This window comes from Ornithinicoccus halotolerans, assembly GCF_009602535.1.
GTDB classification, from domain to species: domain Bacteria; phylum Actinomycetota; class Actinomycetes; order Actinomycetales; family Dermatophilaceae; genus Ornithinicoccus; species Ornithinicoccus halotolerans.
In genome coordinates, this window is the sequence record NZ_WIQI01000074.1 from 1 (window position 1) to 14513 (window position 14513).

Here is a 14513-nt window from a genome sequence, read left to right on the forward strand (position 1 = left end):
CTGGGCGCCGACACCGGCGACGGCCCGGGCAGCGGCCCGCCCGCCGCCCGGGCGAGCGGGGAGCGACCGCTGCGGCTGCTGGGTGAGGACGTCGAACGCGCCGCCGCCCAGCAGGCGCTGGAGGGCATCGTGCGCAGCGTCGGCAAGGAGCTGCGCTTCGGCGCGACGGCCAACCTGGTCCGGGTCGGTGCGGGCACCACACCGCCGCTGCTCGCCTCCACGCTTGCGTTCCTGCTCGAGGGACGGTCGGCCTACGTCTCCGGCCAGCCCTGGCGAGTCGGGCCGGTCACCGGAGAGCTGGCCGAGGCCGCTGCCCCCGCGGTGACCCACGTCGGCGCCGGGGCGACACCGCTGCGCGGCCGGGTGGCGGTCGTCACCGGCGCCGCCCGCGGGATCGGTGCCGACATCGCGCGCACGCTCGCCCGCGACGGGGCCGAGGTCGTCCTCGTCGACGTGCCCGCGGCCGGGCAGGCGCTGACCGCGGTCGCCAACGAGATCGGCGGCACCGCGCTGCAGCTCGACGTCACCGTCCCGGAAGCGGGGGCCCGCATCGCCGAGCACGTGGCCGGTCGCCACGGCAGCGACGCCCGCATCCACGCGATGGTGCACAACGCCGGTATCACCCGGGACAAGCTCCTCGTCAACACCGACGAGGACCGCTGGGGGAGCGTGCTGGAGGTCAACGCCCTCGCCCCGATGCGGATCACCGAGATGCTGCTGGAGCACGGGCTGCCCGGCGGCCTGGCCGACGGCGGCCGCATCGTGGGCGTGGCCTCGACCAGCGGCATCGCCGGCAACCGGGGCCAGAGCAACTACGCCGCCAGCAAGGCCGCCGTCATCGGCACCGTGCGCGGCCTGGCGGGCCTGCTGCGGGAGCAGCCCCAGGGCCGCCACATCACCGTCAACGCGGTGGCGCCCGGCTTCATCGAGACGGAGATGACCGACCGGATCCCGCTGGCGACCCGCGAGTTCGGCCGCCGGTTCAACAGCCTGCAGCAGGGCGGCCGGCCGGTCGACGTCGCCGAGACCATCGGCTACCTGACCGATCCCGGCACCGCCGCGGTCACCGGCCAGGTGGTCCGGGTGTGCGGGCAGAGCCAGCTGGGAGCCTGAGGTGACCGACCTCGACGTCGAGCTGCTGGCCTCCCCGCCGGCGACCGGGCCGTTGCTGGCCCGGCTGGCCCGGCGCGCGGCCCGGGTCACCCACACCCACCAGCAGGGCCTCGACGGGGCGGCCGCGATCGCCGTGGCCACCCACCGGTGCCTGCGCGAGCCGGCGGCGACTCCGCCGCAGCGGCCGGGTGCCGCAGAACCCGCCTGGGCTGCAGCGCTGCTCGGCGACGTCGCCGTCCAGCTGCGCTCGGTGCGGATGCGCGAGGCGGTCCAAGCGGTCGCCGACACCCTCGCCCTCGACGACCCGGTCCGGGTCGCGGCGGTGACCAGCACCGGCATCACCGCGGCCGAGGCGGTGCCCGCGGCGCTGGCGGCGTTCCTGCACCACCCGGCCGACCCCGTGGCCGCCATCAGCTTCGCGGTGCGGATGGGCGGGGACACCGACACCATCGCCACCATGGCCGGCGCCCTCGCCGGAGCCCGCGCCGGGGCCGCCGCGCTCCCCGACGACATGGTGGGCCGCCTGGAGGCCGCCGACCGGATCCGTGGGCTGGGCGCAGCGCTGGCCAGCACCACCCTCGGGTGAACCGCGGTGCACCGGCGGCCCTGGCCGCTACCGCCTCGGCACGAGCCGCCACCCGCGCCGGGGAGGAGAACCCGGCAGGGCACAATGGCGGGACAGGGCCGGTGGCCTGGCAGGGGCCGGCCGGCACCGTCGCGAGGAGGGCCCGCCGTGAGCAAGCAGCACCCCCACCAGGGAAGCATCGTCACCGACATCATCCGCACCCCGGCCGACCAGGTGGAGCGCGTGGGCGGCTACCCGACGACGCAGCTGGCCGACTGCGGCGGCCCGGTGGGCGTCCTCGCTCCCCCGGTGCGGGCGCTGTCGAGCGCGACCGAGGTGTGCGGCACCGCGGTGACGGTGTGGGTGCGGCCCGGCGACATCATGTACGCGCTCAAGGCGACCGACTACGTCGGCGAGGGCGACGTGCTGGTGGTCGACGGCGGCGGCCGGGAGGACGCGGCGCTGCTGGGTGACTTCGTCGCCCGCGAGCTGGCCCGGCGCGGCTGCCGCGGCATCATCGTCGACGGGGCGGTGCGCGACCTGGAGGGGATCGAGGCGGCCGGGATGCCGGTCTTCGCGCGCGGCACCCACCCGGCCACCGCGAGCAACACCGGACCCGGGGCGATCAACGTGCCGGTCAGCGTGGGCGGGGTCCCGGTGCAGCCCGGCGACGTGGTGCGCGCCGACTCCAGCGGCGTCGTCGTGGTCCCGGAGGAACACGTCACCGAGGTCCTCAAGCTCACCGGCGCCGTCGCCGAGAAGGAGTCGGCCTGGCACGGCGCGATGGAGCGCGGCCAGAGCATGGTCGAGGCGACCGGGCTCGACCAGCTGATCGCCCGGCACGGCTACGACCTGCCGAGGTGAATCCAGGGATGCCGCGGTGGAGCACCCCCGTCCTGGCCGGCGTCGCCGGTGTCGCCAGCCTGGCGCTGGTCGGCGCGACCGGCGTCGCGGTCGTGCAGTACCGCCAGGCTGAGGAGGCCGAGCAGCGCGCCGAGGCGGCCGAGGCCCGGGCCGACGAGCTCTCCACCCGCGTCGAGGAGCTGGAGCAGCGCATCGAGGAGGGCGGCGGCCCGGACGCTCCCTCCGACGGCGGCCAGGGTGGTCTGGGCGACCTCGGGGACCTGGGCGGCCTGCTGGACGGGCTGATGGGCGGCGCCGCCGGGACGCCGGGTGCGGCCTGCCTGACGCCCGAGGGCGGTGGCCTGGAGGGGATGCTCGGCGAGGGTGACCTCGAGGGGCTGATGGAGGAGTTCCTCGGCGAGGACGGCCAGGGGCTGGGCGACCTCTTCGGCGGCGGGGACCCCAACGCGGAGGACGGCGGCGGTAGCGGCCAGCAGCCGGACCCCGAGGCGCTCGTGGAGCAGGTGGCCGGCGAGGTGGCCGAGCTGCGCGGGCTGGAGTGGAGCGAGCCGCCGGAGGTGGAGTTCCTGGACCAGCAGGCGATGCGGCAGCGGCTGCAGGAGGTGCTGGCCGAGGACTACAGCGCGGAGGACGCCGACCTGGAGCGGCGCCAGCTGGTGGCGCTTGGTGCGGTCCCGCGGGGCACCGACATGCAGCAGCTGCGGCAGAGCCTCTACGAGGAGCAGGTGGCCGGCTTCTACGACCCCGAGAGCGGCGAGCTGGTCGTCGGCATGCCCAGCGGCGAGATCGCCCCGGCCGACCAGGTCACCCTCGCGCACGAGCTGAACCACGCCCTTACCGACCAGGCGCTGGGGCTGCCCGACCTGGCCGATGAGCAGTACGCCACCGACGAGGACGCGGCGCTGGGGGCGCTCGCGCTCGTCGAGGGCGACGCCACGCTGCTGATGAGCCACTGGACGATGGGCAGCCTCTCCCTCGTCGACCAGCTCACCATGGCCGGCGACCCGTCGATGATGGCCGCCCAGGAGCAGCTGGACGCGCTGCCGCCCTACCTCGGCGCGGAACTGATGTTCCCCTACATGGCGGGCATGGACTACGTGTGCCACCAGTGGCAGGACGGCGAGTGGCCCGCCGTCGACGAGGAGTACGACGCCCCGCCGCAGACCTCCGCCGAGGTGCTGTGGACCGACCACCCCGGTCTGGTCGGTGAGCCTGCCGAGCTGACGGCGCCCGAGGGGTATGAGGAGGCGCACGCGACCACGTTTGGCGCAGCGCCGCTGCTGTGGCTGCTCGAGGCACCCGGTGGCGACGCCGAGCGGGCCCTCGCGGACGCCGAGACCCGGGCGCGCGCCTGGGGCGGCGGGCAGCTGGGCCTGTGGACCGCTGGTGACGACACCGCCGTCGGTCTCTCGCTGCTCGACCAGGGCGGGCAGACGCCACTGTGCGACACCGTGAACGAGTGGTACGCCGCCGCCTTCCCCGACGCCGAGCAGGAGTCCCCCGACGCGACCACGACCCGGTTCGACGGCGCGCACCAGGACGCGGTGCTGGCCTGCGAGGGTGAGGACGTGCTGCTGGGCATCGGCCCGGACCTGGAGACCGCACAGCAGGTGGTGCCCTGAGCCGCGCCGGCCGGTAGCGGTCCGGGTCGCTGGGGGGCTGGCGTACAGACCTCCGACTTGGCACAGTTTTGCCTGTGGACAACCGCACAGGCTGACACTGAGGTGAGACTGTGAGGGATCCGGCCTGCCGGAGAGGCGGGCCGCGGCCGTCGACCTCGACCGGGAGGGGAAGTCCAGTGCGCGCCGCCGTACCAGTCCTGGTTACCTGCGGAGTGCTGCTCTCCGCCTGCGGTGGGGACGAACAGCCGGCCGACCCGCCGGAGCCCGAAGATGCCTTGACGGCGACTCCTACGGCGGCCCCAACGGCGGCGCCGGATGACGAGTCAGTCACCACAGAGGCGAGCGAGACGACCTCCTCCCCTACCGACGAGGGCGCGGCGATCCCGGAGATGCCGGAAGAGGCGGAGGAGAACACGGAGGAGGGTGCCGAGGCCTTCGCTCGCCACTACATCGATGTGCTCAATGCAGCCAGCCAAGACCCGTCGACACCTGCACTCGATGAGTTAGCTGAGCCCGACTGCAAGACGTGTGCAAACTTTAATGACTCCGTCACCGCACTTGCGGAGCAGGGCCACCGAACTGAAGGGCCCATCGCCGAACCCGTGAATGCGGTAACGACTCTTCGAGACTCCACCGCTAGATCGAGCATCAGGATCCGACAACTAGGCCCAGCGGTGATCAACGAGTCGGGTGAGGTTGTGAGGCCCAGCCAGGACGCCAAGGAAGTCGAGCTCGTCTTCCGGCTCCAGCACGACGGCAGTTGGAAAGTCACCGAGATACTTCTCGACGAGTCGTGAACGTTTCAGTCCTCTTCGCCATGGTGATGCTCCACGGGCTTCTCGTGCCCCTTGCACCCCCGGCTCCCGCGCCCTGCCCGATCATCGAGATTGATAAGTGCACCGCTGAGGGCGGGGGCGTAGACGTCGGCTTGACCAGGGGCGAGGTTGGCGCCCTTGCGAGTAACCTACCGGCGGGGTCGTCACCGTCGAATCCCACCGCGTGGTACCAGTACTCCGCTGTCATCGACTGCCCTGGCAACACCCCTGGCAACCCCGAGGACGTGCTCTGCGCGCACGCCGTGACGTTCTGCGAGGAGAACGTGCCCGACAGCGAAGGGCCGTACTCGATCATCTACCGACGCGTCGTCGACTCCGACGGACCGCTGAGTGACTGGGAACGCGTCGGCCCGACCTGCCACACACCTTCGGTGCCAGCGCAGTCCGGCGACACCGAGGAACTGACCGACGCAATGATCCTCGAGCAGTTCCACCGCACCGACTTCGCACTCCCGCAGCTCATCATCGAACCCCCCGGCCAGACCGTCGCCGTGAACCTGCCCGCCTACTTCGAGCTGGTCTGGCCCGAGGACGGCTTCGAACCCGGCGAGGTCGATGCCACCGAACTCGCCGGCCATCAGGTGCGCATCCGCCCGGTCTTCAACGAGGCGACCTACCACTTCGGCGACGGGGACTCGGCAGGACCGACGACGTCCCAAGGCGGCGGCTTCCCGGACGGCGACATCACGCACGCCTACGAGAGCACTGGGGAGATCGCACCCTCAGTCACTGTCGTCTACGGCGGCGAGGTGAGCGTCGACGGTGATGACTGGATGACCATCCCCGGCACCGTCGAGATCGAGGGACCGGCCACCGAGATCACCGTGGTCACCAGCCGCAACCGGCTCTACGGTGACTAGACCGAGGCCCCAGCTAGCCACCTCTGCGAGGTGTGGATCACAGGCTTCCGAGCGCGCCCACCAGGCCGGCCTCACCAGCGCCGGTGAGCCGCACTGCGCGGCCGCTGCCGACCCGTGCCACCCAGCCAAGGTCGAACAGCCGTGTGGCCAGCGCCGCCGGCACCACCCCGGCGGCATGGTGCCGCCGCTCGGTCCAGTCCACACAACCACGCACCAGCGGGCGGCGGGATGCACCGTCCGCGGGCGCTGGGACGGCAACGCCCAGCTCCCGCAACGGGGCGGCGTCCGCGAGCGCGAACTCGTCGGTGATGACGTTGCGCCGGATCAGGGCGTCCGTCAGGCGCACTCCCAGCTCCCCCGCCAGGTGGTCGTAACAGGTCCGGCCTCGCCGCAGCGCCGCGCTCGCCGACGAGGATCGCAGCCCGGTCACCGCCCGCTCGGGCGCCACCAGCGCCAGCGACTCCAGCGCGGCCGCGACGTCCGCACCCGCCAGCCGGTAGTAGCGGTGTCTCCCCTGCCGGTCGCCCTCCACCAGGCCCCCGCTCACCAGCCGTGTCAGGTGCTCACTCGCCGTCGACGGCGCGACCTCGGCAGCACGCGCCAACTCCCCGGCGGTGTGGAACCGCCCGTCCAGCATGACCGTGCACATCGTCGCCCGGCTCGAGTCGGCCAGCAGCCGCCCGAGTGCCGCGAGGTCGGTGTCGCCCACCGCCCCAGTATCCCGGCGAGCCGTTTCGGTGGGCACCGAACCGTCCCGCGGCCACACTCGTGACATGCGCGACCACACCTACCGCACCACCATCAGCTGGGCCGGTTCGACCGGCGCCGGCATCCGCCACTTCAGCCGCACCCACCGCGCCGTCGTGGACCCCGGCATCGAGCTGGAGGTCACCGCCGACCCCCACTTCCGCGGCGACCCCGACCGGCTCAACCCCGAGCAGCTGCTGGTGCTGGCCGCCAGCAGCTGCCAGCTGCTGTCCTTCCTCGGCGCGGCCGCCCGCGCCGGGGTGGACGTGTTGTCCTACGAGGACCAGGCCCTCGGCACGATGCCGGTGACCCGGGGTCCGATGAGCATCACCGAGATCAGGCTGCGCCCCCGAATCGGCGTGGCAGCCGGCACCGACCACGAGCAGGTGCGGGAGCTGGTCGAGGAGGGCCACCGCAACTGCTTCATCGCCAACTCGCTCAACTCGAGGATCGAGATCGACCCGAGCATCGAAACGGCGGCCGACGACGGCCGGGAGGGCTGAGGTGCACGACGTCGAGGTCCACCTCCCCGACCGACCGGGGGCACTGGCCGAGCTGGGCGAGGCGCTGGGCGCCGCGGGCGTCAGCCTCGAGGGCGGCGGGGTGTTCAGCCACGCCGGCGTCGGACTCGCCCACTTCCTCGTCGCCGACGGACCCGCGGCCCGGGCAGCGCTGGAGTCGGCGGGGCTGCACGTCGCCGGGGTGCACGACGTCGTCACCCTCCGCCTGCAGCAGGGGGTGCCCGGACAGCTCGGCGCGCTCGCACGATGGATGGCCGAGGCCGGGGTCAGCATCCACACCCAGTACAGCGACCACGACCACCGCCTGGTGCTCGTGGTCGGAGAGGAGGACCTGGCCACGGCACGGAGTGTCGCCGCCGGGTGGTGAGCGCACCCGACCCGCCGACCAGCACCGACGTCCGCAACCGGACCCGTCGTCGCCGGTACCTTCGCTGGACATGGGCGACCGACGACGCGTTCTCGTGGTCAGCACCGGCCGGGACCGGGGGGCGCTCGCAGGGGTCCGAGCACTGGCCCGCGCCGGCTGGCAGGTCGGGGTGGGCACCCCGGACGGTAGCGGCATGCTCGCCGCCTCCAACGCCGTCTCCGCGACGCATGTGGTCCCCAAGCCACGGCGCGACGGCAGCGCGTTCGTCGCCGGTGTCGTCGAGGCGGTGCGCGCGGGCCGCTACGACGTGGTGTTCGGCGGCGGCGACGACTGGATGGCGGCGCTGGCCGCCTACCGCGACCAGGTGCCCGTCCCGGTGGCGCACCCGCCCTACCCGGTGGTGCGGACCGCGCTGGACAAGGTGGCGCTCGGGCAGCAGGCCGGACTGGCGGGGCTCGCCAGCCCGCGCACCGTGCCCGCCAGCTGTCGTGCGCTGGTCGGCTGGGAGGGACCAGTCGTGGTCAAGTGCCGGGCGCACTGGTCGCCCGGGCAGACCCGGCCGCACCGGCTCGACGCCCGGCTGTTCCCCAGCGCAGCCGCCGCCCGCGGCCGGGTCGCCCGGATCACCGCCGCCGGCGGCGAGCCCGTGCTGCAGCAGCCCGTGCACGGCCACCTCGGCGCGCTGATCGGGCTCTTCCGCGACGGCCGGCTGCACGGCCGGGTGCAGCAGCGGACGCCCCGGCTGTGGCCCACGCCCAACGGGATGTCCGCGCGGGCCGAGACCGTCCCCGTCGACGACGTGCTCGCCACCGGTGCCGAGGCGCTGCTGGCACGCATCGGCTGGGAAGGGCTGGTCGAGCTGCAGTTCCTCACCGACGACGACGGCGTGCCGCACCTGATCGACCTCAACGGCCGGTTCTACGGGTCGCTCTCGCTGGCCGAGGACGCCCGGCCCGGTTTGGTGGACGCCTGGGCCCGTCAGGTACTGGGCGAGCCGGTCCCGGCGCTGCCCGACGGCGAGCCCGGCCGCCGCTACGCCTGGTGGGCCGGCGACCTGCGCCGGGCCCGCATCGAGCGCCGTGGCGGCCTGGCGGCCGACCTGGTGGACACGCTGCGCTGGGGCCGCGGCGCCCGCCACAGCGTGTGGGACGCGCGCGACGTCGGACCGACGTGGCAACTGGTCCGCGAGCGGCTGCGTGGCGAGGGAACGGCCGCGGACGTCGTGCCGGCCGCGGAGGCCGAGCTGGCGCCGCGCGCAGCCGCCTGAACCGTCCTAGCCTGGCAGGCGGAAGCACCCCCACCCCCCCCCCCAGGAGGACACGTGCGCGCAGCGGTCTACGAGCAGTACGGCGAGGCGGACGTCCTGGACGTCCGCGAGCACGAGGACCCGCCGGTCGGGCCGGACACGGTCCTGGTGCGCGCCCGGGCCAGCAGCGTGAACCCGGTCGACTGGAAGGTCCGGCAGGGCTACCTGCAGGGCGCCTACCCCCACCACCTGCCGATCATCCCGGGCTGGGACGTCGCCGGCGTGGTGGAGGCGGTCGGCCCGGCCGTGGTCACCGGGCTGCGCGAAGGCGACGAGGTCTACGGGTACGTCCGCCGCGACGACGTCTGCTGGGGCACGGCGGCCGAGCTGGTGCCCGCGCCCGAGCGCACGGTCACCCGCAAGCCGCGGTCCCTGTCGATGGAGGAGGCCGCCGGCCTGCCGCTCGCCGGCCTGACCGCCTACCAGTCCCTCGTCGAGGCGATGCGGGTGCAGTCCGGTGACCGGGTGCTCGTGCACGCCGCCTCCGGTGGGGTGGGCCGGTTCGCCGTCCAGATCGCCGCCGCCCTCGGGGCCACCGTCATTGGCACCGCCAGCCCCGACAACCACGACGACGTGCGCGCGCTCGGGGCCAGCGAGGTGATCGACTACCACGCCGGCCCGGTCAGCGAGCAGCTGTCCTCCCCCGTCGACGCGGTGCTGGACCTCATCGGCGGCGACGCCCTGGAGGACGCCCCGAACCAGGTGCGCGACCCCGCCCGCATCACCTCGGTCATCGACCCGCAGACGGTGCTGGGGCTCGGCGGCCGGTACGTCTTCGTGCGGCCCGAGCGCCAGCACCTGGACGCCCTCGCCTCGCTCGCCGACGAGGGGAAGCTGCGGGTGGACGTCGGCAGCCGCTACCCGCTGGAGCAGATCGCCGAGGCGCACCGGGAGTCCGAGACCGGCCACCCCGCCGGCAAGATCATCGTCACCGTCTGAGCCCGGCCGGGCCGGCCCGCTCCCGCGCGGGTTTCGAGCAGCCCCGCGGGAAGCCGGCCGTGCCGCGGGAAGGGTACCCGCGGCCACGCACCCAACCCGCGGGACGAGACGTGGGAGCAGCCGGTAGCGGCCGGCGAGCGGGTGCGCGGGGTCGTCAAGGCCAGTTCCCCGCCGGGATGGTGCTGGTCGGCGAGCCGACGAGGGTCAACCACCCTGCTGAGCACCCTGCCCCCAGTACCGGCGTGTGGCGCGCGCCATAGCCGGGAAGTCCGGCCGCTACCGGCGGTGTTGGCGATGACATGACCACCACGTCGTCCGCGTCCCAGCAAGCCCGCGTCCCGCTGTCGGTCCTGGAGCTGGTGCCCCGCTCGCAGGGGATGACCCAGGCCGACGCGCTGCGGGAGAGCACCGAGCTCGCGCGGCTGGTCGACCGGCTCGGCTACGAGCGGCTCTGGGTGGCCGAGCACCACAACACCGAGGCGTTCATGTCCTCGGCCACCTCGCTGATCCTGGGCCACTTCGCCGAGCACACCTCGCGCATTCGGCTCGGCTCCGGCGGCGTCATGCTGCCCAACCACGCCCCGCTCATGGTCGCCGAGTACTACGGCACGCTGGCCACCCTCCACGGTGACCGGTTCGACCTGGGGCTCGGCCGCGCACCCGGCACCGACCCGATGACCGCGGCCGCCCTGCAGCGCGGCGACGGCCAGCTGGACCGGTTCGCCCAGGACGTGCTCGACCTGGTCGACTACCTCGGCGAGCCCGACCAGGGCCGCCGGGTCCGCGCCATCCCCGGCGAGGGCACCCGGGTGCCGCTGTGGATGCTGGGCTCCTCCACCGGCGGGGCGCAGGTCGCGGCCGCGCTCGGGCTGCCGTTCAGCTTCGCCAGCCACTTCGCGCCGCAGCAGATCCGGGAGGCGATCGCGATCTACCGGGACCGGTTCCGGGCCGACGTGCCCACCGCCCAGGTGGACCGGCCCACCGTCATGGCCGGCATCAACGTGCTGGTCGCCCCGACCGACGTCGAGGCCGAGTACCTGTTCACCACGGCCCGGCAGATGGCCGCCCGGATCCGCAGCGGCCGCCCCGGCCCGCTGGACCCGCCGGTCGACGACATCCGCGCTGTGGTGCCCGAGGAGCTGCTGGCGCTGACCGCCGAGCACCACGCGGTGAGCGCGGTCGGCACCCAGGAGCAGGTCGTGGCGAGGATGCAGGCGTTCGTCGACGCATACGCGCTGGACGAGCTGATCGTCACCACCTACACCTACGACCCGGCGATGCGGCGGCGCTCGTTCGAGCTGCTCGCCCAGGCGTGGGGGATGCCCGGCGAGTGACTCCTGGCCGCCGACTCAGTCGGCCAGCGGCCAGGTGAGCACGGTCCGGATCGTGGCGGGGTCGGTGTCGGGCGTGGGCATGGTGACGTACTCCTCCCACATCCAGCCGGCCGGGGCCAGCCCCTGGCTGTCGATCCACGCGTAGAGCCGCTGCCAGCTCTCGCCCAGCCCCTCGTAGCCGCCGACGTGGGTGACTTGTGCCGCCCGACCACCCGGCAGTGTGCTGGCCACGACGTCGCCGGTGGCGCTCACCCCGGGCTCGGTGCCGAAGCCCACCTCCAGGTCCACGGTGTCGGTCGGCTGGCCGAAGTAGCGGCCCAACCCGGCCGTCGTCCGCCGCAGCCCCTGCGACTCGATCGCCTCGCTCACCTGGCCGAAGGACCGGTCGTAGAAGCCGGTCAGCTCCGTCATCGGCACGGCGTCGCCGCGGACCACCGCGGTCGGGACGGTCTCGGTTGTGACCAGCCGCGGGGTGGTGGCGCCGCCGTCGGTCGCGCTGGTGTCCATTGTCGTCTCCCTTCGCCACGGCCAGGGTGGCCGCTACCGGTGACAGACCCCGCTCGGCTCCGGAACTCAGCGGGCCTGGACCTCCCGGCGGCGGAAGCCGAGCAGCCCGAGAGCCACACCGACCACCGCCAGCGCGGCCAGCACCACCAGCGGCCCGGCGGCGAACTCCTCGGCGGGGATCTGCGCCGGGTGGCTCAGCGGTGACAGCGACGCGATCCAGTCCGGGAGGTCGAGCAGCTCGCCGAAGTTGCCGACGAAGATCATCAGCCCGACCACGGCCCAGCCGACCGGCGCCAGCAGCGGCGGGGCCCACCCGAACAGCACGGCGCACAGGCCGAGCACCACCAGCACCGCCGGCAGCAGGTTCAGGTGCGCCCACAGCACCTCGCCCAGCAGTGCCCAGTCGTCCATCACCGTGGCGACCGCCAGCCCGGTGCCCAGGCCGGTGACGACCGAGATGAGCGCGGCCCCGGCCGCGATGACCAGCAGGTGCGACCCGACCCAGGCGGTCCGGCTGGTGGAGGTCGCCAGCACCGCCTCGGCGCGGCCGCTGCCCTCCTCCGACCGCAGCCCCTGCACGGCGAACACCACGTACGCCGCGGTCAGGTAGCCGGTGAACACCGCCAGGAAGGCCAGGTAGCCGTTGACCAGCGCCTCCATGCCGAACATCTCCTGCACGGCCGCCGGCATCGACTCGACCGAGTCGGCCATCACGTCGGTGAACGCCCCGTCGACCGCGCCGATCGCCAGGATGCCGACGCCCCAGCCGATCACCGCGCCGCGCTGCAGCCGGGCCGCCAGCCCGAGAGGGGTGCCCAGCGCGGGACGGGCGTAGGGGGCTCCCGGCCGAGCCGACAACAGCCCCGCACCCAGGTCGCGCCGCGCCTGCAGCGCGTACGCCGCTACCGCGCCGGCCACAGCCAGCGCGAGGTGCAGCAGCAGCGGCCACCACCGGTCGAGCACGTAGGGGGCGGTCTGCGCGGGCCAGCCCAGCGGTGAGACCCAGGAGAGCGCGCTGCCGCCGACGGCGGCCATGTCACCGAGGGCCCGCAGCACGTAGGCGCCGGCCAGGACCGCCCCGGCCATGCCGGCCGCGGAGCGAGAGTGCTCGGCCAGCTGCACGGTCACCGCGGCGACACCGGCGAACGCCAGCCCGGTCGTCCCGGTGCCGACGCCCACCAGCCAGGAACCCTCGGCCCCGAACCCGTAGGCCATCGCGAGCACCGAGACCACGACGGCCGCGACCGCGTTGGTGATCAGCGCGACGACCAGCGCGGCGGTCAGCGGGGCGTGCCGGCCGGTGACGTTGGCGCGCACCAGCTCGGCCCGCCCGGTCTGCTCCTCCACCCGCAGGTGGCGGGTGACGAGCATGATGCTCATCAGCGCCGCGATGAGGAACAGGTAGGGGGCGTAGCCGCCGGCGAAGAACGTCTCGTAGGTGGGCGAGTCCATCCCGTAGGCCGGCCCGGTGAACATGCGCCCGACCGGCTGCTCGAGCATGGGCGTGACCGCCGCGAGGTCCTCCTCCGTCGGGGCCAGCACCGGCAGCGCGGCGCCGATGTAGACGACGTACAACCCCATGCCGCCGACCCAGGCGGGCAGCTTGATCCGGTCCCGGCGCAGCATGAACCGCACCAGCGTGCCGGTGCCGGCCAGCGTGGCCGACCGGCCGTGGGCGTGCCGGCTGCGCCGGGGAACCGTGGTGGCGACGGTCGCGCTCATCGCGCCACCTCCACCGGCTCGTCCCGCGGCTCGACGGCGTCGCCGTAGTGGCGCATCAGCAGCTGCTCCAGCGTCGGCGGGTGCGCCACCAGGGCGCGCACACCTAGCGGGGCCAGCGCGCGGACGACCTCGTCGACGTGGTCGCCGTCCACCTGGAACCGGACCTGCCCGTCCTCGTCGGTGGTCAGCTCGTGCACGCCGGCCAGCCGGCCCAGCCCGTCGGCCGGTCGGCCCAGGTCGGCGATGACCGTGGTGCGGGTCATGTGCCGCAGGTCGCGCAGGCTGCCGGTCTCGACGACCGTGCCCTGCCGGACGATGGAGATCCGGTCGGCGAGCACCTCCACCTGGGCCAGGATGTGGCTGGACAGCAGCACCGTGCGGCCGGCCTCCTTGGCCTCCCGGATGGCCTGCTGGAACACCACCTCCATGAGCGGGTCCAGCCCGGCGGTCGGCTCGTCCAGCAGCAGCAGCTCGACGTCGGAGGCCAGCGCCGAGATCAGCGCCACCTTCTGCCGGTTGCCCTTGGAGTAGGTGCGGGCCTTCTTGGTCGGGTCCAGCTGGAACCGCTCGCACAGCTCGTCCCGGCGGGCGCGGTCGAAGTGGCCGCGCAGCCGCGCCAGCAGGTCGATCGCCTCCCCGCCGGTGAGGTTGGGCCACAGCTCCACGTCACCGGGCACGTAGGCCAGCCGAGCGTGCAGCGCGACGGCGTCCGCCCACGGGTCACCGCCGAGCATCCGGACCCGGCCCTCGTCGGGGCGGAGCATGCCCAGCAGCACCCGCATCGTGGTGGACTTGCCGGCACCGTTGGGACCCAGGTAGCCGTGCACCTCGCCCTGGGCGACCTCGAGATCCAGCCCGTCCAGCGCGCGGGTCTTGCCGAACGTCTTGACCAGGCCCGATGCGGAGATCACTGGTGCGCTCCCGCTCATCTCTTCCTCACCCTCCGTGACGGTGACTCAGCGCCCAGCAAGATGCTGAACGACTGTTCAGTCAGGATAGGACTAAACGACCGTTCAGGGCAACTACCCGGGCAGCGCGGGTCAGGGCGAGGACGGCGGGCGGAAGAGCACCTCCAGCACCGGCTGCACCAGGCTCTGCACGCCGTCGATCCCGCCCAGCGTGACGGCACCGGCGACCACGACGACGAACACCAGGCCCGGCAGGTCCCGGGTGGTGAGGGCCGCCGCGCGCCGCCGGGCCGGCCGGCGGG

The 14513-nt window shown here is 73.9% G+C and carries 15 protein-coding genes; 11 read left to right on the forward strand and 4 right to left on the reverse strand.

The annotated features are described in order from the left end of the window. The 6 genes from GFJ45_RS11780 to GFJ45_RS11805 all read left to right on the forward strand — a co-directional run. A partial coding sequence (locus GFJ45_RS11780; protein WP_153397438.1) for a 3-oxoacyl-ACP reductase occupies positions 1 to 1113 on the forward strand: 1113 nt, incomplete at its 5' end. A gap of 1 nt (position 1114) precedes the next feature. Beyond that, positions 1115 to 1699 carry an ADP-ribosylglycohydrolase family protein gene (locus GFJ45_RS11785; protein ID WP_194288637.1) on the forward strand — a complete coding sequence of 195 codons (585 nt, stop codon included), beginning with the start codon at positions 1115 to 1117 and terminating at the stop codon, positions 1697 to 1699. Positions 1700 to 1846: 147 nt separating this feature from the next. After that, positions 1847 to 2542 (forward strand): RraA family protein, encoded by a 696-nt coding sequence (locus tag GFJ45_RS11790; RefSeq protein WP_153397442.1) that lies wholly within the window; start codon positions 1847 to 1849, stop codon positions 2540 to 2542. A gap of 8 nt (positions 2543 to 2550) precedes the next feature. After that, entirely contained in the window at positions 2551 to 4164 is a 1614-nt protein-coding gene (locus tag GFJ45_RS11795; protein ID WP_194288638.1) for a hypothetical protein, read from the forward strand. A gap of 212 nt (positions 4165 to 4376) precedes the next feature. Next, complete coding sequence (locus GFJ45_RS11800; RefSeq protein WP_194288639.1) at positions 4377 to 4961, forward strand: DUF6318 family protein; 585 nt, start codon at positions 4377 to 4379, stop codon at positions 4959 to 4961. Between the two features lie 281 nt (positions 4962 to 5242). Then, entirely contained in the window at positions 5243 to 5860 is a 618-nt protein-coding gene (locus GFJ45_RS11805) for a hypothetical protein (protein ID WP_153397448.1), read from the forward strand. Between the two features lie 37 nt (positions 5861 to 5897). Here GFJ45_RS11805 and GFJ45_RS11810 read toward each other — a convergent pair whose 3' ends face one another. Continuing rightward, complete coding sequence (locus GFJ45_RS11810; RefSeq protein WP_228386925.1) at positions 5898 to 6569, reverse strand: ArsR/SmtB family transcription factor; 672 nt, start codon at positions 6567 to 6569, stop codon at positions 5898 to 5900. 64 nt (positions 6570 to 6633) lie between these two features. On the opposite strand from GFJ45_RS11810, the gene GFJ45_RS11815 reads away from it, so the two are divergent. The 5 genes from GFJ45_RS11815 (at position 6634) to GFJ45_RS11835 (ending at position 11074) form a co-directional block, all read left to right on the forward strand. Next, on the forward strand, positions 6634 to 7110 hold the full coding sequence (locus GFJ45_RS11815) for an OsmC family protein (protein WP_153397452.1): 477 nt from the start codon (positions 6634 to 6636) through the stop codon (positions 7108 to 7110). Position 7111: 1 nt separating this feature from the next. After that, complete coding sequence (locus tag GFJ45_RS11820) at positions 7112 to 7495, forward strand: ACT domain-containing protein (protein ID WP_153397454.1); 384 nt, start codon at positions 7112 to 7114, stop codon at positions 7493 to 7495. 70 nt (positions 7496 to 7565) lie between these two features. Beyond that, complete coding sequence (locus tag GFJ45_RS11825; protein ID WP_153397456.1) at positions 7566 to 8762, forward strand: ATP-grasp domain-containing protein; 1197 nt, start codon at positions 7566 to 7568, stop codon at positions 8760 to 8762. A gap of 54 nt (positions 8763 to 8816) precedes the next feature. Next, positions 8817 to 9740, forward strand: coding sequence for an NADP-dependent oxidoreductase (locus GFJ45_RS11830; protein ID WP_153397458.1), 924 nt, complete (start codon positions 8817 to 8819; stop codon positions 9738 to 9740). Between the two features lie 299 nt (positions 9741 to 10039). Then, positions 10040 to 11074: an LLM class flavin-dependent oxidoreductase gene (locus GFJ45_RS11835; RefSeq protein ID WP_153397460.1), complete on the forward strand. Its 1035-nt coding sequence runs from the start codon at positions 10040 to 10042 to the stop codon at positions 11072 to 11074. 15 nt (positions 11075 to 11089) lie between these two features. Here GFJ45_RS11835 and GFJ45_RS11840 read toward each other — a convergent pair whose 3' ends face one another. From GFJ45_RS11840 to GFJ45_RS11850, 3 genes are all read right to left on the reverse strand, one after another. Beyond that, positions 11090 to 11581: a GyrI-like domain-containing protein gene (locus GFJ45_RS11840; RefSeq protein ID WP_153397462.1), complete on the reverse strand. Its 492-nt coding sequence runs from the start codon at positions 11579 to 11581 to the stop codon at positions 11090 to 11092. A gap of 66 nt (positions 11582 to 11647) precedes the next feature. Further along, a complete protein-coding gene (locus GFJ45_RS11845; RefSeq protein ID WP_153397464.1) occupies positions 11648 to 13303 on the reverse strand; it encodes an ABC transporter permease in 1656 nt (551 codons plus the stop codon). Continuing rightward, the gene (locus GFJ45_RS11850; RefSeq protein ID WP_153397466.1) at positions 13300 to 14232 is read right to left on the reverse strand and encodes an ABC transporter ATP-binding protein; all 933 of its coding nucleotides are present in this window, start codon (positions 14230 to 14232) and stop codon (positions 13300 to 13302) included. The genes GFJ45_RS11845 and GFJ45_RS11850 overlap by 4 nt, the downstream gene beginning before the upstream one ends. Positions 14233 to 14513: the final 281 nt, after the last annotated feature.

What these genes read in the sequence shown, in the direction of transcription:
- GFJ45_RS11795 (WP_194288638.1), top strand. Translation starts at nt 2,551, where the DNA reads ATGCCGCGGTGGAGCACCCCCGTCCTGGCCGGCGTCGCCGGTGTCGCC.
- GFJ45_RS11815 (WP_153397452.1), top strand. Translation starts at nt 6,634, where the DNA reads ATGCGCGACCACACCTACCGCACCACCATCAGCTGGGCCGGTTCGACC.
- GFJ45_RS11825 (WP_153397456.1), top strand. Translation starts at nt 7,566, where the DNA reads ATGGGCGACCGACGACGCGTTCTCGTGGTCAGCACCGGCCGGGACCGG.
- GFJ45_RS11835 (WP_153397460.1), top strand. Translation starts at nt 10,040, where the DNA reads ATGACCACCACGTCGTCCGCGTCCCAGCAAGCCCGCGTCCCGCTGTCG.
- GFJ45_RS11840 (WP_153397462.1), bottom strand. Translation starts at nt 11,581, where the DNA reads ATGGACACCAGCGCGACCGACGGCGGCGCCACCACCCCGCGGCTGGTC.
- GFJ45_RS11845 (WP_153397464.1), bottom strand. Translation starts at nt 13,303, where the DNA reads ATGAGCGCGACCGTCGCCACCACGGTTCCCCGGCGCAGCCGGCACGCC.
- GFJ45_RS11850 (WP_153397466.1), bottom strand. Translation starts at nt 14,232, where the DNA reads ATGAGCGGGAGCGCACCAGTGATCTCCGCATCGGGCCTGGTCAAGACG.